Source organism: Paenibacillus sp. J22P277 (assembly GCF_059383675.1).
Window position 1 is genome coordinate 513,085 of the sequence record NZ_JBXENS010000004.1, and the last position, 25,655, is coordinate 538,739.

A 25,655-nucleotide genomic window follows, 5' to 3' on the forward strand; every position below is an offset into this window, starting at 1 on the left:
TACAACATGCTAAAGCGACGCCGATGATCCCTGCCGTTCGCCCATCGTGTCTAATCGATGAATCTGCAGACATAGTTCGTTCCCGTCAACGGGAGCGGTTCCCGATTAAGCCGCAGCTCGATTAGCGTTGTCGTAAACGGGTAAAAAAACTTCACGTCGCTTGCGCCAAGAAGACTGGACAAATCAAGCTTAGCATGCCAAGTTCCTTCATTTTGAAAGGCATCCGCTTCTGCCGTTGCCTTGCTCGTGAATCCGTGATAAGTCACGAGCGATGACCCCGAGGAAGCAATCACGTTCAGCGACAGACTCTGCAGGGACTCCGGATCCAACTCATCCAGATTGACGTGAAAACTTCGCAGACTGGAATCTCCGCTATAAGTGTGAACATCGACATCGAAACTCTGAAGCTCTTCGTTAAGCCCCTGATTGCGCTTGCCTTCCAACTGGATGTAAAAATCCCGAAGCGGATCGCCTCGCTCGTCAATGGCCCGAATCAAAAACTGCTGCCATTTGGCAAGTGCTGCGAATGCGTCTCGCGTACGATTGTCGGCGTCCTTAAACCATTCCTCGAGCGCTTGCGCGTTTTCAACCGCCAAAGCAGCATGAACCATGTCGACCAAGCCTTCGGCAGGTTTCCCGAGGATAGATCCGTGATCCGCCCCTTGGACCGGGAACATCGGAATGTCGACATTGCTCCAATTTGAAAACGAGATTCTCTTGTCTACCATACTAGTAGTCAGATCGATGTTGATTTTCCGTACGTTTAGCGCGCAACCCGCTAACCTCACCGTCCCGTCCGTACCGGGGTCGCTGATCAGCTTCTTGATGCCGCCATACCCCTCCGTACCGCAGAAGATAAAGACGTAAGGCGTATCGTCATTCGAACCATAACAGGGCGTCTTGCCCAATAAATCCTTTTCGGCGAGGTCCCACGTAAAACGGCTTCCTAATTCAAGCGCATCCAACACGCGATCTCCCGCCTCGAGAAAATCAGGACCCAGCTCTTTTCGCCCTTTGAAGACGCCGCCTAACCAGCTCCGGCCCTTGTGTGCGAGAGGCGACCCGAACGTGGCCGGCGCCAGTCCGATCAGATGTTTCAACCGGTCCCTCCTCTTCGCATAGACCGTGAGCCAGGAGCGAAGGACCAGCATCCCCGTGGAGTGAACGATCGCGTCGAACTGCTCGTCCTCGTTCAGGCCGATTCTGTCGCGGAGCGCTCGGTCGAACCCTTCGGCAATGTCCGGAACGGTCACCTCGTTGGTTAGCGTTTCATAGGAGCAGACATGGATATGCTGTCTATCGTGTCCTCGCTCCGTTAACATATTGACCCATGCGTGAAAGGATTCACCCTTATCGGAATATCCGTGAATCAGAACAATTGGACGATTAGCCATATGTACCTCCTTAAGAGATGGATGACTTCGCACGAATGATCGTTCTTTTTCTAGTTATTCGTATCCGTGCTCGATATTCCTGTTTTGAGCAATCGCGCACCGGTGTTGTCCAACGAAAGGGAAGGGACTCGCAGCCGGTATCTTCCAAAAGCAACCAACTTCTGCAAAGGCATGCGCTTTCATTCTCTATACGCAACTAAACGAAAACCCGCCAGTTACTGCTGTATTCCGGGAAAATGGTACCTCGCCATTTAATATAGGCGGTAGCCAACTCCGACATCTCGGAGGCCACTTCCCGGATGATCGGCCTTCCCCGGAACATGTCGTAATCCCCGCCGCCGCCCGCCCGGTAGTTGTTCATGACGACATCCAGCATCTCGTCCGGGGCGATGGGCCGTCCGTTGCGGGCAAGCGATACGACCCTGCTCCCGATCGGCCGGGACGCGTCCAACTCGTATTCGATGCCGGCCCACATATCGTAATTGTAATGCTGCGGTTTCGGCTCCAGAAAGGACGGACTGACGATCAGCTCGCCGTGCTCGTCCACGGCAAAGTAACCCGCCGTCCGCTCCAGCGCCGCCCGGATGTCCCGTCCTGTCAGGCGCAGCACGGCAAGCGTATTCGGATAGACGAAGGCGGTCAGCACATCCCGCATCGTAATGACCGGCCCGAATCCCCGCGTATCCTCGGCGAGAAGGGAGGCGACCGATACATCCGCCTCTGCCGCATCCATTTGTATCCCATGAATGAAGGCAATGAACGGGTGGGGAGCGACTCTGCAGGCGAACGGATCGTCGACCGTCATATCCCCCTGCACTTTCCCGATCGGCTGGTCGAGCCAGGCCTGCGTCTCCCGCTCCGCCTCCCGCGTCAGCTCCATGACCCGCTCATCCGCTGCCGCCGCGTCCGGTCTAAGCAGCTCCGCCCGCTTCCCGATCACTTTCCAGCGGCTGTTCTCCCGTACCAGGTCGAACGATATTTTACCGATCGCTTGTCCGTTGCAACCCGGCTGCACGACAGCCACGCCGCCCGCTTCTCCGGCGATCAGACGGTGCTGATGGCCGGTAATGAGCGCGTCGATGCCTTCCACCTCCGTACATAATGCGTAAGCCTGATTCTCGCCGCTCAGCCGCTCGGTCGCCGATCCGTCCGCCAAATTCCGTTCGAAGCCGCCGTGATAGCTTACGATGAACAGGTCCGGGTCTTCTTCCTCCCGAATCCGGGCCGCCCAGCTTCGCACCGCATCTACCGCGTCCAGAAACTGCAAGCCCTCGATATGCTTCGGATTTTCCCAATTCGGGATATAAGCTGTCGTTACGCCGAGAATGACCGCTTTCACTCCGCCGCGAAGCCGCTTCACCATATATGGCTTCCCGAATGCCGGCTCTCCCGTTCGGGCGTCCACGATATTGGCCGACAACCACGGAAATGCGGATTGACCCACAACGCCGCGCAGCATGCCGAGCCCGTAATTGAATTCGTGATTGCCCGGGACGGCGGCGTCATAGTCCAATTCTTCCAATACCGCTATGAAAGGATGATCGGCTCCTTCCTGCAATTGTTCCGTTTGTCCCGCCGCATAGGCCGCGAGCGGAGAACCTTGCAGCAGGTCGCCGTTGTCGACCAGCAGAAGCTCCGGCTCCCGCATTTTCTCCTCCCGGATGATTGTCGCGAGCTTGGCCAGCCCGTCCGTCCGCTCCTCTCCCGTCGCGTAATCCGTGGGGCGAATATGTCCGTGAAGATCGCTTGTTGCGAGAAGAACGCAGGTGATCGTATTGTCCAATGCAGTCATAGGCAACGCTCCTACTCTATATTGATCTTGAAATATGCTTTAACCTTTTACTAATTTCGTGCGAATTTTCGTCGATACCCATTCGATAAGCAAAATCAAAATAACCAAGCCGATCATCAGCGATCCGACTTGATCCCATTTGTACGCGTTCATGGCAAAAATAAGCGGAGCGCCGATGCCTCCCGCGCCGACAAGGCCCAAGATCGACGCCTCGCGCATATTCATGTCGAAGCGATAGATCGTCACCGATAGAAAGATCGATAACAGCTGCGGAAAAATACCGAAGCGGATCTTCTCCATCGTCGAGCAGCCGATCGAGGTCATCGACTCGAGTACCCGCGTATCCAATTCCTCGATCGCGTCCACGTACAGCTTGGCGAGCATGCCGATCGAGGTTAAGCCGATCGTCAGCACCCCCGCGAACGGCCCCGTCGCCACGCGAATGAACATCAGGCCGTAGACCAGCGCCGGGATCGTGCGGATTAAGATCAGCAGCAGTCTCGTTAACCAGGCAACCGGTTTGGGCACGATATTGGATGCAGCCAAGAAAGCGAGGGGGACGGACAAAATCGCGCCGATGATCGTACCGAGGAAGGCAATCGCCACGGTTTGAAGGAGCAAGTAGGCGACGCTTTGCTTGGATAGATTGAGCAGCAGGTTAAGATCCGGATGGATGAACCCTTTCAAGATATTCAGCGCGATTTTCAATCCGCTTTGGTTCATATCCTTGAAGCTTACGGTGGTTAGCGACCAAACCAATAGAACGAGAACGATCGCCGTAACGGTCAAAAGATAACGATGATTTCGCGGCGAAGCAAGAAGCTGCTTCTCTGCTGCTGTCGTCATGGCCCAATTTTCTCCTTAAATTAACTTTTTTCTGAAATGCTCGCTGATCGTCTCGATCAGATATACGGTAACGACCAGCGCCAGAATAATCATCCCTACCCTGGGATAATCCCGCCAGCCCAGATTTTCATTGATGAGAAGTCCTACGCCGCCGGCTCCCACTACGCCGAGAATGGCCGCATACCGAACGTTTCCTTCGAAGCAGAAGAGCGAGGTGGATAAGAAGCCCGGCAGCACCTGGGGCATAACGGCATAACGAAAGGCTTGAATGCGGGTCATTCCGATCGATTCCATCGCCTCGAAAGGTCCCATATCGGCATTTTCGATTTGTTCGTAGACCAATTTGCCAACGTACGAGATCGTAAACAGCAATATCGCCACAGCTCCGGCCGTGGGGCCCAATCCAAAAACAAAGGTGGCCACTACGGCTATCACAAGCGTTGGCATCGTCCTGAGCAGACTGAGAATAATTTTGAAAACGGCCACGACCGCCTTATTGCGAATGATATTCGAGGAAGCGAGCACGGCAAACGGAAGCGAGAGCAGCGCCCCGAGCATGGAGCCGAGCAGCGACACTTGGAGCGTAGCCAGCAACGCGCGCCAGATACCGGACATATACCCCCATTTCGGAGGAATCATGTCGCCGATAATGCCAAAAAACTTGCCGATTCGCGTAAACAGAACGTGTAGATCGAACTCCGTCAAATTCACGGACAAAATCGTCGCAACGAGCAAGACAAGCAAAATAAGCGGGATTCGCGTTCTCTTTTCCAATACGACCTTGCCGCTCGGCAGCACTACTTTTTTGGGCGGAAAGAGTTTATCGTACATACGCCGGGCGCTCCTTCGGCGGAGATAGCGTTTCTTCGGATTTGCCGCCATAAATCTCGGCCAAAATTTCTTTCGTTACATGGGCCGAATCCCCGTCGAAGACGACTTCCCCTTTGCGAATGCCGATGATACGATCCGCGTACTCCAAAGCGATTTCCACATGGTGAATATTCATGATGACCGAGATGTTCATCTCTCGATTGATTCTTTTAAAGTCGTCCATCACGATTTTGGACGTGACCGGATCCAGGGAAGCGATCGGTTCGTCCGCCAAAATGATGTCGGGGTTCTGGGCAAGCGTGCGGGCCAACGCAACCCGTTGCTGTTGTCCGCCCGAGAGTTGGTCTACGCGGACGAATGCTTTATCCAGAATGCCGACTTTATCAAGCGCCTCTAGCGCCTTGATCTTCTGCTCCCGGGAAAAGACGCCGGTCAGCTTGCGCCAAGCGGGAAGATCGGGCACGAAGGAAACCAAAACGTTTTTCAGCACGGTTATCCGCGTCACCAGGTTGAAGGATTGGAAGATCATCCCGATTCTTCTGCGAAAACGGCGAATTTGCGTTCCCCTTAGCTTCGCCACGTCGACATCATCCACGTTCAATAGGCCGCCCGTAATGTCATGCATTCGGTTGATGCATCGGATTAACGTTGATTTTCCCGCGCCGGAAAGGCCGATAACCGCAACGAATTCGCCTTGCTTAATGGTCAAATTAATATTCTGCAAGGCGATCGTGCCGTTTGCATATGTTTTTTCCACATTGATAAATTCGATCATGGAAATACCTCGATCCTTAATGGTAGAAAAGATGAGAGCATCCATCAGAGGCGATGCCCTCATCTTTTTGAAAAACAGGTGAATGCAGCCTAAGCTTACTTCTTCATGCTTTTAATCAGTTCCTGAGCTTTTCTTTCTGCGTCGTAGTCGCTGGATTGCGCGACTTTGTAGCCTTCATGGCTGTAGACGGCAATGACTTTCTTGCCTTCGTCCGTTTGCGCTATGGCGATAAACGCGTCTTGAAGCGCCTTTTTGAATTCAGGCGTCATCAGCGGATCGCTCTTGCTGACGCTGATCGTATCGTTATAAATGCCATCCGTGACGCCAATGATGTTCGTCTCGTCCCAAATGGACTTGCCGCGGCTAAAATCCGTCGTCCATTGTTTCTCGTAGTCTCTTCTTGCGTCCGCGTATGCCACGACGACGTCCACTTGACCGGCTGCCAGCCGTCCGAACGAGGTGCCGTAAGAATCGGATGTCGTGACATGGGCCAGGTCCGTAATGCTCTTTTGGAAATTGCTTTGCAGCCACAGCGTCGGGTAGATGTAACCGGCCGACGAGGAGGTGGTCATTACCGCCCAGTTGGCGCCGTTCAGATCGTCCCAAGTCAATTGCTCGCCGTTGTTCACCTTGGCGGACAGTTCTTGTCCTTTCTTGGAAGGACCGGCGAAAAACAAAGCGCGATAATAAGTGGCTTGATCTGGCGTCGGCTGCGTCGGTTTGTTGTCGTTCCAATCCTTCGGATTGTCCGAATCGTTCGACAAGCCTGCGCGGGTAGCCGTGAGAATAACATCCGCACCGTCATCGTACAGGGCGTAAGTGCCCCCTGGAATGAACCCGATATCCGTCGATCCGGCGGTCAGAGCTTCGCCTACGGCTTCATAAGTCGTTCCGACGTCGATGCTGACGGTGTCGACATTATAGCCTTCCGTTGCCAATTGCGTTTTCAACAAGTCTTTCAGCGGATCCGTTGCCGTAATGATTTCGCCGGGATCTTTGGAAGGGACAAAGCTTACTTTCAATTCCTTGATTTCCTGAGCGGCGGGAGTTGCGTCGCTCGCAGGCGCATTGTTAGTGCTTGCGGCGTCATCGGCAGGCGGAGTAGCGGTATTTGCGTCATTTGCGGCGTTTGCGGCGTTTGCCGAATTCCCCGAGCTATTGTTCGAATTATTGTTCGAACCACAACCTGCGATGAGCCCGACAATCAGTACGAACACGGCAACCAGCATGAATTTGTTTTTCACTTACGTAAAACCTCCACTTTTATATTTATCTTCAACACTCGACGCCAATCGTATCTGCTGCCTATTAAACTCAGGCGGCTACTCATTGTTGAATGAACAGCAGGCGAATGGAATGTTTACAGTATAGCATTTAGATCAATCATATAATGTAAAATATTTGTATATTTATATTATATTTAGAAAAAAGACATAACAAATAAAAGAGTAATTTACATATAAAAACAAGTATTAATAATGAATAAACGCCCTCCGTTTCACGCCGCCGATGATGAACAACGGGAACAAAGTGCTGGCCTTGGGCGGGGTCGCGTAACAATCAAGTCTCGTGACTTACGTCTAGACATTCAGCGCGCTACGGTTTGATCGCATGGGTTAGCTATGAATCCGTAACACGTTAGAATAGTCGAAACTATTTATTGCGTCAACGCGCTTATTGTTAAGTTTTTGTTGATCAACCCGACCCATATATACTTCGTCCGGCATATGGCCTGCCGTTCCGCCTATCGTGGAACGGCAGGTTTGTTCATTGCGCCGGCGTCCAAGCCTCGCCGGGAGCCGAGTGCGCGTTATCTGACGACGACAGTAATCGTATCGCTCGTCGTCCCGCCGGCTGCGTTAATCAACTCGCAGCGGTACGTGTACGTGCCTGCCGCCCGTCCGGCAATCGCCGTTGCGGCGCTCTGCGCGCCCGGCGTATGCTCCGTCAACTGCTGCGAATCGATCAGCTTGCCATTCTCGTACAACCGGTATTCGGAGGCATTCGTTCCCCACCACAGATTCATCGCCACGTTATAATTGCCGTCGCCGTCCCAATTGTCTTGCGAGAGCACCGGCTTGCCGGGCGAGGCATCCGTTACGGTCACGATCAGCGTATCGCTCGTCGTCTTGCCGTAGGCATTGCTCAGCTCGGCCGTATAACGGTATGTCCCGTTCGCCTTGCCGGCGATGTCGATGCTTACCGTTTGCGCGTTCGGCGAAGCGTCCTTCAAGCTTTTCTCGCTGATCAGCTTACCGTTCTCATACAGCTTGAAGTCGGTTCCGTTATTTCCCCACCAGAGATTCATCGTCACGGTGTAATTGCCGTCCCGCAATCCCGTATCGTAAGTATTGTTGTCCGACAGCGACGGTTTCCCCGGAGCGCCCGTCGCCAGAGGCTTGCCCGTTACTTGAAACGCATAGCTGCCGGTCGTGACGTTCCCTGCGGAGTCGGTCACGTTATAGCTGACGGAATGGGGGCCAACGCCCAGGTTCGAAGCCTTCACGGTCTCCCCGCTTGCAATCGCTTTGCCGTCCAGCGACAACTCCTTCGAGGCGATGCCGGAGAGTTCGTCGGTCGCGGCCAGTTCAAAAGTAAGCGACGCCGTCTCGAGCACATCTCCAACGGATTGGCCGGATTGAGTCAGGATAGCCTCCGGTGCCGTCTTATCCACGTTCACCTGAAGAGACTGCGCTTCTTCCGTATTCCCTGCAGCATCGGCGGAGTAATAGGCGACCGTATGCCGGCCGTTCGCCGAGATCGTAAACGGACCCGCATAAGCGGCATACTGCCCGCCGTCAACGGCATATTGCGTCGTAATCGTTCCCGGCGCATTATCTTCGGCTGTCAAGGAAACCTTCGCATCCTGGTTGACCCAGCCGCCGGCATTGGGAATCGGGGCGAGCGCTGCCGACGTGACCGGCGCGGTCGTATCCGATTGTACCGCCGTGAAATCGCCCAACACGGTCGGCTTGAGCTGATAATTCCCTTGGAAAATCGCCGCGACGCCCGTCACATTCACCGTATCTCCCTCGTGATAAGGGAAATCGGCCAGCGTGATCCCCGTCCGCGCATCGATGCGCACATGGTTGCTGACGTCGCCCTGCACGGCGTCGAATTCAAAAGATCCAGCTGGCGTGCCGTTAATCACATTGCGGATCGTCACGCCTTGAAGCTGAATCAACTGCCCTTGGTTGGCATCGTTCACCGCGTCCGCGACGACCGGAGCCGGCAACGCCGACGTTCCCGTCTTCTCGATGGCGACGATAGTGCCAAGCTCCATTTCCGTATTGAATAAGGCCGTCTGACCCGTAACCTTCACGACATCTCCCTTATGAAAGCCGCTTGCGCTCTGGAACACGTAGATGCCGCCGCCATCCACATTTTGAAGATAAAAGGCTTGTCCGCCGAAAGCGCCCGGCTCGGTTGTAACGACGCCTTCCACGGTGACGGTCGTTCCTGCCGCCTTCGTGCGGGCTTCCGCGATCGAGACGGTCGCGGGAATCGGGCCTTCCTCTTCGGGCAGCTGCTCTGCAGGCACATTCGCGAGCGTAACGGATTGCGTCAGCAGGTTAGTGCCGTTCTGTCTGAAGCGGAGGTTCGCCGCGCCGGTCGTTCCCGCCTTGATCCGGACCGTCAAATCCTTGTAAGCATGGCCCGTGCCGTTCGAAGTCAAGCTGAACGGAACGCTGTAGCCGTAACTTGTCGGCCAGGTGCCGTCGTCGTTCTGAACCTGCGCGATCTGCGCCCCGCCGTTCACCGAGTAGACGCCGGCACTAAAGCCGGATGCCGTCGTATTGGCAGGCATATTGTCCGCAACGACGCGAATTTGAAACTCGGCTGCGTTGTTCGGCAGCTGTTCCTGATGAACGAAGCTGTACGCCGCGTTCGCGGTGCTTGCGGGGCCGCCGTAAGAGCCCGGCTTGAAGGTCGATTGGTCATACCATTTGTAGCTGGCAGACGGGTTGGACCATGGCTCCGATTGCGGCTCCGTCGACGCCGCGGGCGATTCGGAAGGCAGCAGCGCTGTCGGCTGGTCGAGCTGCAGGCCGTCGACTTGATCGAAACCGGTATAGCTCTCCCGGTTGGACAGCCAATTGACCATGTTCACCAAAAACACCCCGTCGTCCTGCTCCTTGAATCCGTCGTACGTCGTCTTGCGCGTGCCCGATTCCTCGCCGAGATATTTCGGAGTGGCGTCCTCCACCGGCGACGAATCGCCGATAAAGGCGGCTTTGCCTTCGCCCAGCTTGGATACGGCAGCGAACGGGCCTTCGGCCACGCCGCCTCCGTCATAGACGCCTTGATCGACCGCGCTTGCCCACGCTTCGTTCGTTTGCGGCAGATATACGACTCCTTTGGCCTTGGTCGGATCGAGGATGGCCAGCGTCGAGCCGGCATGCATCGCTACGGTCGAGACGCCTTGCGTGATGTCGAAAGCCTGGTCGGGAGACACGATCTGATTCGCATTAATGTCGCCCAGCGCGTTGTAACGGAATCTTAGGCCGAAATTATCCGCCAGCCAGTCGGAGCTGGCGACGCCTTGCATGGCGGCCGAGCCGCGCTCATCCGCGGACATTCCTTTCGTCGGATCCTCCCATGCCCCGCGGCGGTATCCGTTGATCGCCTCCGAGCCGTCCCACCGATTCTTGTTGCGGTCCGAGTTATAATGGTCGCCGATGAAGAAGATGCTTCCGCCTTCCTCGACGTATTGTTTCATCGCGGCCTGCTCGCTCGTCTTGAACGGAATATTCGGCTCCGAGACAACGAACACGTTATAATCGTTCAAATCGTCTAACGTAATTGCGGTAGTCTTGCGCAATTCCTTCACGTAGTAACCGTCGTTCGCTAGCGCCTGGCCGAAATCCGAAAAGCCCCCGTCGATGACCCAGTCGGCCGCTCCCGCCGTTTGGCCGTGCGTATTGTCGAACAGCACCTTTTTGCCCGCGTTCTCATTGACGACCGTCGCATTGATGACAGGCGCCGGATTGCTCGGCCCCTCGGCGTAAGCCGGCTTCAGCCCGCTTGTTAATCCGGCAACCAGCGGCACCGCCGCAACGGCGAACAAAGCCCTCTTCGCCCACTTCGTCTTCCTCCATGCAAACTTTCCCATGTTGGTACCTCCTCATGAATTCTAGCCTTTCGTCGCACTCTACCTTGGTGACCCTTCGCGGCAGCCGCTTGAACCGGCCGTCTTCGCTCGACGCGGTTTTCCTATCACCTCTCATCGTGTTCAGTTATGCTCTAAGTCAAGTCCCGTGACTTGCGCGAATAATTCCAACGTTCTGCAGTTGATCGCAAGCGACAGCGACTAATCCAGAGCCTTTCAGAATAATCGAAACTATCTGTCAAATCAACGCTTTAATCTGTTAAAGTTTCGTTAATCATCGTTCCGGCTCGTTCACCCGTTCATCGTTAACTCTTCCAGGTAACTTCGATTGACGCGGGTTTCTTATCACCTCCCATCGTGTTCAGCTATGCTCTAAGTCAAGTCCCGTGACTTGCGCGGCTAACTCCAACGTTCCATCGTTAATCGCAAGAGACAGCGGCTAACCCGGAACATTTCAGATTAATCGAAAACGATCTGCCAGGTCAACGCTTTAAACTATTAAAGTTTTGTTAATGGCAGGATAACCAATAATAAATGACCCCTTTGCCCTTCGCCGAATATTAATTTAGGACGACTCCTGGGCAGTATTACGACAGCTGATCACAAAGAAAGCCGCCGGCGCTCGAGCGCCGGCGGCTTTCTTGCATTCGCGTTCTTTATTGGAATACGCGGACATACTCGACAAACATATCAACTTGATTGTTGTATCTCGCAAGATCGATCGGCCATCCCCCGCCAAGCGCAAGGTTGATCATGAAGTACAACGCGTCTTCGCTTGATCGAACCTCGCATGGCGCCATACCTCAACAAGGAAGGGATATCAGAGTTTGCTAGTTTAACCTGCCGAGCGGGGCTTGCGAAGGAATAATGCCAGCACCGCGCCGCAAAATAGCAAACCAAGAGATGATTAAGTAGGTGTCACCGAATGCAAGAGCAGACTCCTTCAATTTATCCGCGTGCGGTCCGGCTTCTACCATGCCGTGTCCCAACCCGTGATGTTTCACGGCGTCAGATACGCCTTGGCTGCGTTATTATTTATTAAAGATCTTTTATTTTACGATCCGGCTTATTTCCTCCATTCATTAAATTCGATTAAAGAACTTTATTTTCTCTCATCATATGAGAGAACCTTAATCGAATTTCCAGCCTCTGTAATGGAATTGTAATATTTCCTTCATGTTCCTTTCATAAATAGGCCCTATAATAAACACATGACCCCCCTTTATTATATATTTTCTCTCTTGCGCCTGCGGATATGCCGCAGGCCTCTTTGTTTTTATAGGCCGTCGCCGATAGGGAGGCATAAAAAAAGAGCGCGGCCGCAGCCGCGCTTTCCATACAAAAACCTAACAGATTTTACTAATCCGCGTTTGTCAGTTAGCGGTCAGATCGACTTTGCCGCCTCGACGAACTTCCTGGCGCGTTCGGTCAGCAGATCGAACCGCCCGCTTCTCACCCACTCCAGGTCGACGAGCTTGCTGCCCATGCCGACCGCGCAGGCGCCGGCCTTGAAGTAGTCGGCGATGTTGTCGAGGTCCACGCCGCCGGTGGCAAGCATCGGGATGCGGTCCAGCGGCGCGCGGATCTCCGTCAAGTATTTCAAGCCGAGCGAGCCCATCGGGAATATCTTGACCGCTTCCGCGCCGGCTTTCCACGCGCGCACGATTTCCGTCGGCGTCATGACGCCCGGCCATACCGGCACGCCGGTCTTCAAGCCGTACTCGACGACCGATTCGTCGAGGTTCGGCGAGATCAGGAACTGAGCGCCGGCCGCGACCGCTTCCTTCGCCATCTCCAGGTCGAGTACCGTTCCCGCGCCGATCCCCGCTTGGGTCCCGTACTTGTCCAGCCACCGGCCGATCATGCCGGCCGCTCCTTCCGTATTCATCGTGATCTCCATCAACGAGATGCCGCCGGCGAGCAGCGCCTCCGCCGCCCCGTCCGCATGCCGATCCTCGATGCCGCGGAATATCGCCACGATTTTCTCCTGCTTCAATCGTTCCAGCATCATGCTCACGTTATCGTCTCCCCTTCCGTCTCGGTTCGAGCAAAAAGTATGATTCCTTGCCGCCCGATGCAAGCCTGCGGCCTCGGCAGAGCGAACTGTTCGCGCGCCTTAATCCTGTTCGCGCCAATAATCCTGTAAGATACGGACGAATACGTTCGGAAACGCCAACGTCTTCATCTCCTCCGGGCCGATCCATGCGTAATTCTCCGGAGCGGATACTTCCCCGTATGACGGCGAGGCTTCCGCCGCCAGTTTTAATTGATCCGCGGCACGTACTCCGGCCTCATGCCAGAAGCCGAACTCCGCCCGGAACACCTGCATGTCCCAGACGATATGACTGAACACATGATCCGTCTCGCCCCACCAGGAGACGGGACGAACGAGCAGGCCGTCCTCGGCCGACAAGGCGCGGCTGAGGATATCGGCCATCGCCGCATGGCGGTCCGGCGGCTCGACTCCTGCCCCTGTCGCGTGCCCGGCTCCGCTCGCATCCGCGCCGCTCGCGGCATCCGACGCGGTCAGCGGCCATTCCATCGCAGCCGCGACTTCCTGCGCGGCTGCGACGGATGCCGCCGCGACCTTGCGTCCGCGGCGCTTCGCCGGCGCAAGCGCGTCGGACTGCGGCGCGAGCACATGCGGCAGCTCCCACATCTGCGCGAGCAGGCCGCTGTCCGGCCGCCGGCGCGCGAGCAGCTTGCCGGCATGATCGCCGCTGCCGGCGATGAGCGCGGCGATCCGCGTTTCCCGGCGCGGCGGCTTCGCTTTCGTCTTGATCGGCAGGCTATGCTCCTTGCCGGCCATCCTTCCTTCGCAGTGCATCATGACCGGGCAGGTCAGGCAGCCCGGCGACTTCGGCGTGCATACCAGCGCGCCAAGCTCCATGAGCGCCTGATTGAAATCGCCGGCCGCCCCCTCCGGAATCAACGAAGCCGCCAGCTTCTCGATGCCGATCCGAGTCGAAGGCTTGGCGATATCGTCCTCGAGGCAAAAATACCGCGACAGCACGCGCATGACGTTGCCGTCCACGGCCGGCTCCGGCCGATTGAACGCGATGCTCATGATGGCGCCGGTGGTGTAAGGTCCGACGCCGCGAAGCGCGGCTACGGCATCGCGATCGTCGGGCACGACGCCTCCGTGGCGGGCCAGCACCTCGCGGGCGCCCGCCTGCAGATTGCGGGCCCGCGAATAATAGCCCAGGCCCTCCCAGCACTTCAGCACTTCCGGCTCGGGCGCGGACGCCAGCGCCGCGGCCGTCGGGAATTTCTCCATGAACCGTTCGTAATACGGAATGACGGTATCCACTCTCGTTTGCTGGAGCATGATTTCCGATACCCATACGCGGTACGGATCGCGGCTTATGCGCCATGGCAGATCGCGCTTGTTGGCCAAGTACCAGCTCAGCAGCTCTCGGCTGAAGTAAGCCGCCGCTTCGGTTGTCATGCCTAATCCCTCTCTTCCGCTGCGCCCGCATCGGCGCCTGGCGCAGCTTGATAATAAATTTGCCGGTAACGGCTCGGGGTCAGCCCCGTATACTGCCTGAACAACCGGGACAAGTAATGATTCTGCATCCCGACCTGCCGGGCAACCTCGGAGATGCTGATCGTTTTCTGCTGCAGCAGCACTTTCGCGCGCTCCAAGCGGCGAAAATTAACGTACTGCGCAGGGGCGTAACCGACGAAATTTTTAAAATACCCGATAAAATAGTTCGGATGCAAAAACGCGAGCCGGGCCAGCTCTTCCACGGCGATCGTCTCCGACAGGTGATCCTCGATGTACGCCAGCACGCGGTCGATCTTCTCGATCGGCTCGGCCTCGCGCAGCGACGTTTCGCCGATGCCAACGCATTCCAAATAACAGGCCAGCATCTCGAACATCGCCGCCCGGATGCGCAGCTCCCTCGTCAGCAGGGGCGAGCGGTACGCTTCGATCAACTGGCGGAACAAGACGACGACCCGCTCTTTCTCCTGCTCTTCCGGTATAACGCAAATCGGCAGATTGAGCAAGTCGAACATCTCGATGTCCCCGATCGCCGCGCGGAAATGGCACCAGTATAAGCCGACGGTCATGGTCGGCTCCGCCGAGAACGCCTGCAGCGTGCCCGGGGGGATGAGCAGCAGCTGCCCCGGTTCCATATCCAACCAGCGGCCGCCGACCTGCAGACGTCCGCTTCCTTCTTGAATAAGCCAGAACCGGTAAAATTCGGGAGTTAATTGCGAATGGCGCCCCGGGTTCGTGCGCGAGAATGCCGCCATGGACACTTCGGCATGAAAACGTTGAAAATAATTCTGAATGATCGTCTTGTATGTAAGTTTCATTGCGGTCCCAATCATCCCAATCATCAAAAAAGATTAAATTATCGCCAGCTCGTGAACAATATGCTTCATTATAACGCACTGTTTCGAAAGGAACCACCGTGCTTCCGGTTGCATTTCATGTTTATTAAGGCCTATACTGGATAATAAATCCATTAATTGGAGGCTGGAGCAAAACATGCCGAACTATTCTACTCCTTCCGTCCCCCGCGGATCTACGCGCTTCCTACTCCTCGCTGTCCCGGCGGTTATGCTGCTGCTCGGAGGCTGCGGCTCGTCATCGAAGACGACGGCCGGATCCGCCGACACGCCGCAAGCATTTAAATCCAACTGCATTTCGTGCCATGGCACGGACCTGCAAGGACGCATGGGCGCAACCACCAACCTGACCAAGGTCGGCAAGCGCATGACCAAGGACCAGATCACGGCGCAGATCAAGCAGGGCGGCGGCGGAATGCCGGCCTTTTCCGGCAAGTTGTCCGATGCGCAAATCGAAGAGCTTGCTGCCTGGCTCAGCGCCAAAAAATAACAAAAGACCCTTACGAGGCACGCACCGCGCGTGCCCGTAAGGGTCTTCTTCGTCAGCCATAACATTCCGTATTCGCTAACTTCTGCCCGCTATTTCAGCCACTCCAGCCGTCTACCGTTCCTTGACGTGCCGAATGAACGATGACCGCTTCCACTCCGGCAAGCCCATTCCGAGCGGGCCCTTGTACGTCCATTTGGACTCGCCCATTTCCCGATGCGGCGGAAACGTCTCGCCTTGCAATAGCGGCAGCCAGCTTCCCCACAAATCCCCGTACATGCCGTCCAGCGGAACAAGCTGCCCGCTTCTGAATATCCCCTTTGTCAACAGCTCCGGTCTCAGCGCCATCGCTATCCGCTCCCCTGCCCTGGATTGCTACTTATGTATTCCAATTATGGGCAAAAGGTGACGCGAATATGCACGCGGCGTCAGCCGAGCCGTTCGACGATCACGTAGGCGGAAGCCAGCGCATGGTCATGCGTGATGGATACGTGGATCGCGGTATCCGCTCCCCGCAGGCCAAGCCGCGACCATGCTTCGTCGCTCAGGCGGCACTCCGGCTTGCCACCGGCCGCGCGGTCGATTTCGATGTCGTGGAAACAAAGCGTCTCCCCGATGCCGCAGCCGAAGGCTTTGGAGACGGCCTCCTTGGCGGCGAACCGACCGCCGACGAATTCGACCTGCCGCTTCCCGCCGGAAGCCGCAGCCAGCTCCCGTTCGCGTTCCGTCAAGATCCGCTCCCGAAAACGCATCCCGGCATCGCCGTGCAGAATCCGTTCTATCCGGTCAAGCGACGCGAGATCATGTCCGATTCCCAGTATCATATTGAATCAACCGCCCTGCCCGGACGATAACGCCGCTCGGCGCCCATCCGTTATTCGTTCCACCGTAATTCCTCCGTCGCCGCGAATGACCCCCCGGCTTGAAGCCGTGCGCGCCTCATGCCCGCCCCGCGATGGGATGGGGTCCAACGTCTCTCCATCTAGCATCGCCGCATGCATGCATAGGATATACGTATGCGGCAACATCCTATCCTAGCAAATAATCGATTCCGATTGCAGAAGGAAGTCCAATCGGACCCCCGGCCCCGAGATGCCTGACCCAGCCACCCGCGCGCAAAAGCAAAACGCCCTCCGGCCGTGGCCGAAGGGCGCAATCCCGCCCAACCGATGCGATTCCTTTAAATGCCCGGAATCGTGTTCCGTTTATGGGCGGTTTTGAGATATTGCTTCTCCAGCTTCTCGCGGGCCGAGTCGCTGACTTCCTTGCCTTCGAGGTAATCGCTGTTCTCGTCATACGTGATGCCGAGCTCGTCCTCGTCGGTCTGGCCTTCCCATAATCCCGCGGTCGGCGCCTTCGTCACGACCGCGCCCGGCACGCCGAGCGCTGCCGCGATCAGGCGAACCTGGCGCTTGTTCAAGGTGCTGAGCGGCGTAATGTCGACCGCGCCGTCGCCCCATTTGGTATAGAAGCCGGTGATCGCTTCGGACGCATGATCCGTGCCGACGACGAGCAGGTTGAGCTCGAATGCCAACGCGTACTGCGTCACCATACGGGTCCGCGCCTTCACGTTGCCTTTGCCGCCGCGGCTGATATGCCGGGAAATGCCGATCGCCTTCAGGCCGTGCTCGACTTCCAGCGCGATCTCGTCGACCGCTTCCTGGATGTTCGTCTCGACGCGATGCTTCAGGTTGAACGCTTCCGCGACCGCGTAGCTGTCGGAGATATCCGCTTGCTCGCCATACGGCTGGAACACGCCAAGCGTCATATATTCCTTGCCCGTCTCTTCGCTCAGCTCGTCGGTCGCCTGCTTGCACAATCCCGTCGCGACCGCGCTGTCGATGCCGCCGCTGATCGCGATCAGCAGTCCGGTCGTCCCGGATTTGCGGACATAGTCTTTCAGGAAATCGACCCGTTTGCGAATCTCTTGCTGCGGATCGATTTCGGGCTTAACGCCTAGCTCTTGAATGATCTGTTCCTGCAAGCTCATCCTATCACCTCTTCATTATTAGCAATAGCGGTCGAAAGCGGAAGCGAGATCTGCCGCGATATCGGCCGCCGAACGGTTCTCGATCTGGTGACGCTCGATGAAATGAACCAGTTCGCCGTCCTTGAACAGCGCGATGGACGGGGAAGACGGCGGGTACGGCGCGAAGTATTCGCGCGCTTTGGCCGTGGCTTCCTTGTCTTGGCCGGCGAAGACGGTGAACAGGTGGTCAGGCAATTTCTCGGCTTGCAGCGCTTGGGCAACGCCCGGACGGCATTGGCCGGCGGCGCATCCGCAGACGGAGTTGATGACGACAAGCGCGGTTCCTTCGGCGTTCGGAAGCTTCTCTTCCACCGCCTCCGGCGTGCGCAGTTCCTCGATTCCCAGACGTGTCAGATCGTCGCGCATGGGTTGAATCATGTCAAGCATGTATCGTTCGAAAGACATCGACATATGTGATCGCTCCTTATGATTTCGTTTTGATTTCTATTATACCCCCCTCTCGTATTGAAAGCAAAGAAAAAGCAATCCGGCCAGCGCCCGATTGCTGATCTTCATGCTTCACGGTTTATTCTCGGAAGCGCCGTCGTTGGCCGCTTCGTAAGCCGCATCCTTGTCGGCATGCGTGAAGATGCCGCCTTGCGGCGCGATGCCCCGTTCGAAATAATCCCGGTTCTCGCTCGTCAGAAACCCGACGTCCTTGAACGGATGCACCCATTCGCTGCCCGCCATCGCGGCCGGATCGGTGTCCTCGGTCCAGTTGGCGAGCGGCGACTGCGGCGATTCGTACATATGATCCCCGATGACGACGCCGCTGCCGTTGACGAAGGGCGCTCTAGGGCCGCGTCCGCTGCGGAATTCGGGAAGAAAATCGATCTCGTACGGGTCAAGCGCCGGATCGTCGCCGCCGGCGCTCGGGCCTTTCATCTGCGCCTCGCGTTGTTCGCGATCTGAATAATGTTCGTTCATTCCCGTGCTCCTCCCTTTAGATGGAAGGGCGATTGGGGCCGTCTAGCTTTTTGTCGTAGCCCTCGGACTCCGGCGCTTTGCTGCCCTGCTTCTTCTTGCTGGCTGCCGGTCCGGAGGCATTGCGTGATTGCCGCTGGTTTTCCACTGCTGGCACCCCCTTCCAAAGGTAGTATGCGCGCGCGGAATTCCGCTTATCCGTATGTAAACCGTCTTGCTTGGTATGTAATGCGCGTGGTCAGGCCCTGCTGAGCGCCGCCGCCGCTTCGTAGGCGTTCCGGTTCCGGTCGAAACGGACGACGAAGGTCGTCCCCGCGCCTTCCGTGGTATCCACCTGGATGATGCCGCCATGGCGTTCCATGATGCTGAGGCAGAGCGGCAGGCCGAGTCCGGTTCCGTGCGACTTCGTCGTATAGAACGGCTCGAACAGATGCTCGAGCTTTTCCTTCGGAATGCCGCTTCCCGTGTCGCTGACGCGCAGCTCCACGTAATGCTCGTATGTAGACGTTTCCAATGTTAGCACGCCGTGCTGATTCATGGCTTCCATGCCGTTCCGGGCCAAGTTCAGTATCAGCTGCTTCATTTCTTTCTCGTTCAAGAGCAGCATGGGAAGCTCGTCGGCCAGCTTGAGCTCCAGCACCTGTCCCCGCATGTTGGCATCCGCCCACAGCAGCGGCAGAATCTCGTTGATGATATCGTGCAGCGCCCGGCTGTCTTTCTCGATGACCCGGTTCTGGGCCAAGGACAAGAAGTCGCTGATGATGCTGTTCGCCCGGTCGAGCTCTTCCATGACGATACGGTAATATTCCTTCTGATGATCCGGGCTGCGTTCCCGCATCAGCTGCACGAAGCCGCGGATGACCGCCATCGGGTTGCGGATCTCGTGCGTGATGCTGGCCGCCATCTGGCCGACGAGGCTGAGGCGTTCCATCCGCCCGACCTCGTCGCGCAATCGGTTCAGCTCCGTAATATCGTGGGCGATGATCGCCGCGCCGATGATTTCGTCGTTCTGCATATCGCGCACGCAAATACCGGAATTCACGTAGATCTTGCCCTGCTCCTGGACGTATTCCGTCGTGATCTTATGACCGTTCAGCGCTTGATACAGCAACCGCCCGATCACGTCCTTCTCGATGTGGTCGTACATGATCGTAAACGGCTGGCCGAGCAGCTCGTTGCGCTGTTTGCCGCCCACTTTTTCCTTTAATAGATGAATGGCCATCTCGTTGATATGCGTGATCGTCCCGCCCGCATCGACGAAGATAACGCCGAGCGGCGTTTCGTCGATGAATTGCTGCAGCTTCTGCACCTCGATGCGGAAGCTGTTCGAGATCTGATGCAGCCGGTAATTCACGTTCTGATGCTGGATGAAATGCTCCGAGCAGGCCAACGCCAGGACCATGACGATAAAATAAGCCAATTGATGGGCCAAGATCGCGTAGTAATCCGCGGCATGCAAATCGGGGTACGCCACGTAGACGAAATTCATGAACGCGCAGCATTTGATCAACAGCAGCAGCGCCGTCAATCCGAGCACGACCCGGTATTTGGACCGGCGGCTCAACTGATGAAAGCCTTGATTGTACATGGAAATAATCGGAATGATGAATAACAGGGTCCCCGCCATCTCGATCCAGCCCCAGCTGCCTTCCATCATCAGCTGTTCGGAAGCCAGGTAGATGACCGTCAACGCCAGCGTGACCCAGCCGCCTCCGTACAAGGAGCCCAGGATCAATTGCGCGTAGAGGTAGTCCAGGTCGAACCCCTTTACTTCGATGCAAGCCGCAATGCCGAGCAGCACGCAGGCGCCGCAAAAAACGGTCAGGAGGTAAGGTACTCTTTTGCGTGGTTTCGAGTAGTCATACCAGAATTGAAAAATAAATACCGGCAGCAGGGCTAAAATGAACTGCAAAAGAATCAACTTCCACACAAAATGAGTCCCACCCTTCAGAAGAAACCCAGTTAATGTATATCTTTGTTTATCTGTTAATCCGATTAAATCATAGGTCTATCTATTTTACAATGTCTTTCCGGTTTGTTTAGACGATAAACGAACTATGGATTATTCTCCCATATTTGAAATTTGGTGTATCGGAAAGCCCGCTGCGCCGAGTAGACGCTCTCCGAACTGGATAGTATGATAGATAACGGCGTCATGCCATGCCAAATCGAGCGAAAACCGAGGAGAAACCAGTGAATTACGAGGTCGTTATCATAGGAGGCGGCTCTGCCGGGCTCATGGCCGGGATTGCCGCCAGCAAGCACGGGGCAAGGGTGCTGCTGCTGGACAAAGGGGACAAGCTGGGGCGCAAGCTCGGCATATCCGGCGGCGGCCGCTGCAACGTCACCAACAACAAGGAATTGGACGAATTGATCAAGAACATCCCGGGCAACGGCCGCTTCTTGTACAGCGCGCTCTCGGGCTTCGGGAACAAAGAAATCATCGCCTTCTTCGAAGGGCTCGGCATCGCGCTGAAGGAAGAAGACAACGGCCGAATGTTCCCGGTCACGGACAAAGCGAAAACCGTCGTCGACGCGCTCGTCCGCCAGGTGCGGAAGCAGGGGGTGGAGATTCGGGTGAATGCGCCGGCAAGCCATATCGTATACGCCGGCGGGCAGGTGAGCGGCGTGGCGCTCGAATCGGGCGAAACGGTCGACTGCCGGAGCGTCGTCATCGCGACCGGCGGCAAATCCGTGCCCCATACCGGTTCGACCGGCGACGGTTATCCCTGGGCGGAGAAGGCCGGCCACTCCATTACGGAGCTGTTCCCGACGGAAGTGCCGATCACGTCCAACGAACCGTTCATCCAGAGCAAAGAGCTGCAGGGGCTGTCGCTCCGCGACGTCGCGCTCTCCGTCTGGAACGCGAAGGGCAAACGCGTGACGGAACATCGCGGCGACATGATATTCACCCATTTCGGCGTATCCGGCCCCATCGCGCTGCGCTGCAGTCAATTCGTCGTCAAGGAGCTGAAGAAAGGCGATGCCCGCAACGCGCTGCTGACGATCGACCTGCTGCCGGACCGAAGCGCGGACGAAGTCTACGGCGAATCGCTCGGGCTGGTTCAAGCGGATCCGAAGAAAACGGTCAAAAACGTGCTTAAGGGATATTTGCCCGAGCGGATGGTGCCTCTATTATTGAAGGAAGCCGGCTTGGACGAGCAGTTGACGTACGACAATATTCCGAAGCAGGCTTGGCTCGGCCTCGCGAAGCTGATTAAAGCCTTCCCGATGCGGGCTTACGGCACGCTGAAGCTGGAGGATGCTTTCGTCACCGGCGGCGGCGTGAACCTGAAGGAAGTCGATCCCAAGACGATGCAGTCGAAGCTGATGCGGGGGTTGTATTTCTGCGGAGAGGTGCTGGATATTCACGGCTATACCGGCGGGTATAACATCACGGCGGCGTTCTCGACGGGCTATGCGGCCGGAAGCCATGCGGCGCTTCGGCTATAGTGAATAGAAGAGAAGGCCGAAGGGCGGCAGCTGCCTTCCGTCGGCCTTCTTTTGCGTTCAAATGTGCACGTCGCCGGAAAAATACCCGTACGACCCGTCGTCCGGAAAGAAATCGTCTTCCGCCGCCGCATCGTCATCCCGGTTGCGCAGGCTGCCGGCCGTCTCTTCCTGGGCGATCCAATCCTCGTTCACGACATGCGCGGGTATCGTGATGTTTTCCATCCGGTAGAGCTCGTTCGTCAGCACGATATCCGGAATGGAGGATTGGACGGCCAACTGCCCCCCGTGCGCCTGGGCGATCTCCAGCGCCGAGGTCAGATCGTCCCCGAGCATATGGATATGCACTTCATTGTCTTGCTGGAAGACGGGGTCGTAGCCCAGTTCCTCAAACGTATCGCATGCAAGCGACGCGGTTCGCGAATCGGCGAATTGAAACAACAATGCGGTATCGTTTTGCAAATCGTCTCACCCTTATCGGCTAATAGGTTCCATACCCGCATAGCGTACCCTTTTAGCGCACCCGCCATACCGGATTCGGGCCTCCTCGAACCGGCCGCGGCCCTCGTATTCATTAACCCTACCGAATGCGTTAATGTGCTATAATAAAGCGACAATTTGAGCTGAGGTGCTGAAGATGATGGTGGATCTTTTCGCTTATTCTCCGGATGCGGTGACGGTCGTTCGAACCTATCAAGGCAAACGCTTCATCTATGCTTGCAATACGGCCTTCTATACGATGACGGGCTACGCCGGCAATCAGCTGATCGGGCTCGAACTTTCTTCGCTCCCGCTCGACGGCAATCATCCGCTGTGGCCGATCGTCGAAAGGTTATGCGCTTCCATTGCACTCGGCAATTCGGACGCCTTCGCCGAATCGCAGGTCACCCTGCCGAAGCATTCGCGGCTGTTCGGGGAGCTCCATGCCAAAAAAATGCATGCCGCGCGAGATGCGTTCGTCTTGATCACGATCCGCGACCGGTCGGAGCATAAATGGATCGAAGAAATGACCTACGAACGCGATCCCATCGTCTCCATGCTGCTCACGACCGCGGGCACCGTCACCTCGATGCGCAGCTACCGCGGCCCGCTCTCGTACGACGTGCTGGAGCTGTCCCGCATGGACAGCGACCAATTCGTCGCCTTGCCCGACCGCGCGCGCGTGCGCAACGGGCTGCGGAGGCTGCTGTTCAGCAAGGAAACCGGGGAATTCAAATTCACGCTCCAGCTGTTCCAGGATCAGTTCCACGTCCACTCCATCGTCAAGCCGTTCTACAGCGGGAACGGATCGTTCCGATGCTTTGCCATCCTGGTCTTATCCATGGAGGCCGTTCCGAACACGGAAACCGCCGAAGCATCCGATCCCCCTGCCGTGTCCGAGGAATCGAACGCGACCGCGGACGTCGCGGACTCTTCCTATAAACTGAGGCTCCTCATGCTCGAGAAGCGCGTATCCGTCACGCAGCTCGCCGAGAATACCCAGATCTCGCTCACGACCATTTCCAACATCCGCAACGGCAAGATCAAAAAACCGCAGCGGCTCACCGCGCAATTGATCGCCGACGAGCTCGGCGTGGCGCCATCGGATATATGGAGCTCGTACAAGTAGATAGAACCGATCGCGGGCGGCGCGGCGAATTCTTGAATGTACGACATGCGCCTTGAATTGCATGCGCCGATGAGCCGGCATGCACGCCATATCGATCATCGTATCCCCGCCGCCGCGAATTTTACGACGGAACGACGAGAAACCTTCCCTTCCGCTTCGACGGCGGAGGGGAAGGTTTTTTATGCTGCCGCGCAAAACCGCGGCGAAGACGGCCGATCGCGCGGCGGCAAAGGCATGTCCGGCTCGCCGGCAGCCGGCCGCCGATGCTACAGCTTGAAGCCGCCTGCCAGTTCGTTCATCCGTTCGGCGATCCGGCTTAACGAACGGGACGAAACGGCGATCTGCTCCGCCGAAGCGGTCTGCTCCTCGGTCGTCGCGGCCACCGTCATCGCGGTCTCCGAGCTTTGCTTCGCGTATCCCTCCAGGCGCAGCATCGCATCGACCAGCTGCTGCGAACCCGCTGCCATCTCCCCGGACGCGGCAGCAACCTCCCGCATTTGGCCCGATACCCGTTCCGAGGCTTCGGCGATGCTAGTGAACGACGCGCCGGCCTCGCGCACGGAGAACACGCCGGCCTCCGCTTCTTTCGCGCTTTCCCGCATTTGCTTGGCCGTATCGCGCGTATCCGCCGCGATCTGATCGATGATCCGCCCGATCTCCAAGACGGCTTCCGACGTTTGCTGCGCAAGCTTGCGCACCTCGTCCGCCACGACCGCGAAGCCCTTGCCGTGCTCGCCAGCCCGCGCCGCTTCGATCGCCGCGTTGAGCGCCAGCAGGTTCGTCTGCTTCGAGACGTTGCCGATCAGCTGCGAAATGACGCCGATCGTTCGCGAATGCGCCTCCAGCCGGCCGACTTGGCCGACCGCGACTCGCACGCTGTCGTTGACGGCAGCCATGCGAAGAACGGCGTCGTTCACCGCTTCGCGTCCGATCAGCGCCTGCCTGCTGGCGTCCGCCGACAACGAAGCGACGACGGACGTCGATTCCGCGATTCGGTTGATCCCCATGCCGAGATCCCCGGACGTCCTGCTGACTTCCCCGAATTGCGATAGCGCGAGCTCGGTCCCTTCCGCCATGCCTTGCACGGCCTCCGCGGCCTGTTGAGAAGAGCCGGCGTTCTGCTCGGACACCGCCAGCATCTGGCGCGACGAGGACGCGATATCCGCGGATGCTTCCTGTACGCCCTGCATCGCCGAGCGCAGCTGCGCCAGCATCGACTGCAGCGATGCGAACAAACCGCCGATCTCGTCCCGGTTCCGAATCGCCGGCACGACCGCCCGCAGATTCCCGCCGGCCACTTCGTCGACGACGAGGGCCGCCAGCCGGATCGGCTTCGCGATCGCATGGCGTACGTAGCCGGTGAGCAGCACGACCAGCACGATGCCTGCGGCAAGCGCGGCCAGAATCGCGATCGTGGACTGCGAGCTCAGCTTCTCGCTCTTGCTCTTCGCCTCCTGCGCGCCGCTGTGGTTGTTGAGCACGAGATAGTCCAGGTTGTTTTGCAGCGCCGCGAAGGAACTCTCGGATGCCTTCCGGTAGGATTCGGCTTGTTCGGCCGCCATCGGCTTGCCTGCATCCGCTGCGAGCCGATCGTAATCGTCCTCGTATTCCTTCCAAGCGGCCACGAGCTTGGCGAACAGCTCGTTTTCGGCCGCATCGCCGGCGTCCAATAAAGACTCGTATGTATCGAAGCTTGCATGAATCTTCTCCATCGTCGCTTCCGCGTCCGACAGGTATTGTTTCTTCAGGCTGGCGTTCTGTTCCGTAATCAACCTGTACTGCAAGGTCATGGAGTGCTCGGTCAAATAATTGATGCCGTTGATCGTCTCCGCTCCGACGACCCACTTGCCCGCCAAATCGCCGTTCGTTTCCTTCATCTTGGCCATCGTCGCGAAGCTGATGGCGCCGTTGGCGGCGAGCAGCAGCAGCACGCTCATAAATGCCGCCATTAGCTTGGCGCCGACCGTCCACTTGCGCTTTACTAACGGTTTCCCCATGTCGTTCCCGCCTTTGTCGAAGATAGATTGATGTCAGCTAAAATGCCGGATA

General features: G+C 57.1%; 22 protein-coding genes. 3 read left to right on the forward strand and 19 right to left on the reverse strand.

The window, feature by feature from the left end; translation table 11 throughout:
• Positions 1-50 precede the first annotated feature (50 nt).
• The 10 genes from AC50YL_RS15660 to AC50YL_RS15705 form a co-directional block, all read right to left on the reverse strand.
• Positions 51-1,394, reverse strand: a complete 1,344-nt coding sequence (locus AC50YL_RS15660) for an esterase/lipase family protein (protein ID WP_494833130.1) — start codon at positions 1,392-1,394, stop codon at positions 51-53.
• Positions 1,395-1,590: 196 nt separating this feature from the next.
• Positions 1,591-3,186, reverse strand: coding sequence for a bifunctional metallophosphatase/5'-nucleotidase (locus tag AC50YL_RS15665; RefSeq protein ID WP_494833131.1), 1,596 nt, complete (start codon positions 3,184-3,186; stop codon positions 1,591-1,593).
• Between the two features lie 39 nt (positions 3,187-3,225).
• Positions 3,226-4,032 carry a phosphonate ABC transporter, permease protein PhnE gene (gene phnE, locus AC50YL_RS15670; RefSeq protein ID WP_494833132.1) on the reverse strand — a complete coding sequence of 269 codons (807 nt, stop codon included), beginning with the start codon at positions 4,030-4,032 and terminating at the stop codon, positions 3,226-3,228.
• Positions 4,033-4,047: 15 nt separating this feature from the next.
• Entirely contained in the window at positions 4,048-4,863 is an 816-nt protein-coding gene (gene phnE / locus AC50YL_RS15675; protein ID WP_494833133.1) for a phosphonate ABC transporter, permease protein PhnE, read from the reverse strand.
• Positions 4,853-5,638: a phosphonate ABC transporter ATP-binding protein gene (gene phnC, locus AC50YL_RS15680; protein ID WP_494833134.1), complete on the reverse strand. Its 786-nt coding sequence runs from the start codon at positions 5,636-5,638 to the stop codon at positions 4,853-4,855. The genes phnE (AC50YL_RS15675) and phnC overlap by 11 nt, the downstream gene beginning before the upstream one ends.
• 95 nt (positions 5,639-5,733) lie before the next feature.
• Positions 5,734-6,660, reverse strand: coding sequence for a phosphate/phosphite/phosphonate ABC transporter substrate-binding protein (locus AC50YL_RS15685; protein ID WP_494833135.1), 927 nt, complete (start codon positions 6,658-6,660; stop codon positions 5,734-5,736).
• A gap of 788 nt (positions 6,661-7,448) precedes the next feature.
• Positions 7,449-10,751 (reverse strand): OmpL47-type beta-barrel domain-containing protein, encoded by a 3,303-nt coding sequence (locus tag AC50YL_RS15690; protein WP_494833136.1) that lies wholly within the window; start codon positions 10,749-10,751, stop codon positions 7,449-7,451.
• 1,381 nt (positions 10,752-12,132) lie between these two features.
• The gene (locus AC50YL_RS15695) at positions 12,133-12,765 is read right to left on the reverse strand and encodes a bifunctional 4-hydroxy-2-oxoglutarate aldolase/2-dehydro-3-deoxy-phosphogluconate aldolase (RefSeq protein WP_494833137.1); all 633 of its coding nucleotides are present in this window, start codon (positions 12,763-12,765) and stop codon (positions 12,133-12,135) included.
• Between the two features lie 99 nt (positions 12,766-12,864).
• Positions 12,865-14,196 (reverse strand): A/G-specific adenine glycosylase, encoded by a 1,332-nt coding sequence (mutY, locus tag AC50YL_RS15700; protein ID WP_494833138.1) that lies wholly within the window; start codon positions 14,194-14,196, stop codon positions 12,865-12,867.
• A 2-nt stretch (positions 14,197-14,198) separates the two neighbouring features.
• On the reverse strand, positions 14,199-15,071 hold the full coding sequence (locus AC50YL_RS15705) for an AraC family transcriptional regulator (RefSeq protein WP_494833139.1): 873 nt from the start codon (positions 15,069-15,071) through the stop codon (positions 14,199-14,201).
• Between the two features lie 247 nt (positions 15,072-15,318).
• Between AC50YL_RS15705 and AC50YL_RS15710 the strand changes: the two genes are divergently transcribed.
• Positions 15,319-15,597, forward strand: a complete 279-nt coding sequence (locus tag AC50YL_RS15710) for a c-type cytochrome (protein ID WP_494833140.1) — start codon at positions 15,319-15,321, stop codon at positions 15,595-15,597.
• Between the two features lie 111 nt (positions 15,598-15,708).
• Here AC50YL_RS15710 and AC50YL_RS15715 read toward each other — a convergent pair whose 3' ends face one another.
• The 7 genes from AC50YL_RS15715 to AC50YL_RS15745 form a co-directional block, all read right to left on the reverse strand.
• Positions 15,709-15,942 (reverse strand): hypothetical protein, encoded by a 234-nt coding sequence (locus tag AC50YL_RS15715; RefSeq protein ID WP_494833141.1) that lies wholly within the window; start codon positions 15,940-15,942, stop codon positions 15,709-15,711.
• A gap of 80 nt (positions 15,943-16,022) precedes the next feature.
• Positions 16,023-16,418: a holo-ACP synthase gene (gene acpS, locus AC50YL_RS15720; protein ID WP_494833142.1), complete on the reverse strand. Its 396-nt coding sequence runs from the start codon at positions 16,416-16,418 to the stop codon at positions 16,023-16,025.
• Between the two features lie 356 nt (positions 16,419-16,774).
• Entirely contained in the window at positions 16,775-17,584 is an 810-nt protein-coding gene (gene nadE, locus AC50YL_RS15725; RefSeq protein WP_494833143.1) for an NAD(+) synthase, read from the reverse strand.
• Positions 17,585-17,602: 18 nt separating this feature from the next.
• Positions 17,603-18,034, reverse strand: a complete 432-nt coding sequence (locus tag AC50YL_RS15730) for a BrxA/BrxB family bacilliredoxin (RefSeq protein WP_494833144.1) — start codon at positions 18,032-18,034, stop codon at positions 17,603-17,605.
• 108 nt (positions 18,035-18,142) lie between these two features.
• Positions 18,143-18,550 (reverse strand): DUF3905 domain-containing protein, encoded by a 408-nt coding sequence (locus tag AC50YL_RS15735; RefSeq protein ID WP_494833145.1) that lies wholly within the window; start codon positions 18,548-18,550, stop codon positions 18,143-18,145.
• A 16-nt stretch (positions 18,551-18,566) separates the two neighbouring features.
• Positions 18,567-18,695: a spore protein gene (locus AC50YL_RS15740; RefSeq protein ID WP_161742558.1), complete on the reverse strand. Its 129-nt coding sequence runs from the start codon at positions 18,693-18,695 to the stop codon at positions 18,567-18,569.
• 90 nt (positions 18,696-18,785) lie between these two features.
• Positions 18,786-20,477 carry an ATP-binding protein gene (locus tag AC50YL_RS15745; RefSeq protein ID WP_494833146.1) on the reverse strand — a complete coding sequence of 564 codons (1,692 nt, stop codon included), beginning with the start codon at positions 20,475-20,477 and terminating at the stop codon, positions 18,786-18,788.
• Positions 20,478-20,740: 263 nt separating this feature from the next.
• Here AC50YL_RS15745 and AC50YL_RS15750 point away from each other — a divergent pair, with 263 nt between their 5' ends.
• Positions 20,741-22,000: a BaiN/RdsA family NAD(P)/FAD-dependent oxidoreductase gene (locus tag AC50YL_RS15750; RefSeq protein WP_494833147.1), complete on the forward strand. Its 1,260-nt coding sequence runs from the start codon at positions 20,741-20,743 to the stop codon at positions 21,998-22,000.
• Between the two features lie 57 nt (positions 22,001-22,057).
• Here the strand turns inward: AC50YL_RS15750 and AC50YL_RS15755 are convergent, their stop codons facing one another.
• Positions 22,058-22,459: a hypothetical protein gene (locus AC50YL_RS15755; protein ID WP_494833148.1), complete on the reverse strand. Its 402-nt coding sequence runs from the start codon at positions 22,457-22,459 to the stop codon at positions 22,058-22,060.
• 175 nt (positions 22,460-22,634) lie between these two features.
• On the opposite strand from AC50YL_RS15755, the gene AC50YL_RS15760 reads away from it, so the two are divergent.
• Positions 22,635-23,606, forward strand: coding sequence for a helix-turn-helix domain-containing protein (locus tag AC50YL_RS15760; protein ID WP_494833149.1), 972 nt, complete (start codon positions 22,635-22,637; stop codon positions 23,604-23,606).
• A gap of 266 nt (positions 23,607-23,872) precedes the next feature.
• Here AC50YL_RS15760 and AC50YL_RS15765 read toward each other — a convergent pair whose 3' ends face one another.
• Positions 23,873-25,603, reverse strand: coding sequence for a methyl-accepting chemotaxis protein (locus AC50YL_RS15765; RefSeq protein WP_494833150.1), 1,731 nt, complete (start codon positions 25,601-25,603; stop codon positions 23,873-23,875).
• Positions 25,604-25,655: the final 52 nt, after the last annotated feature.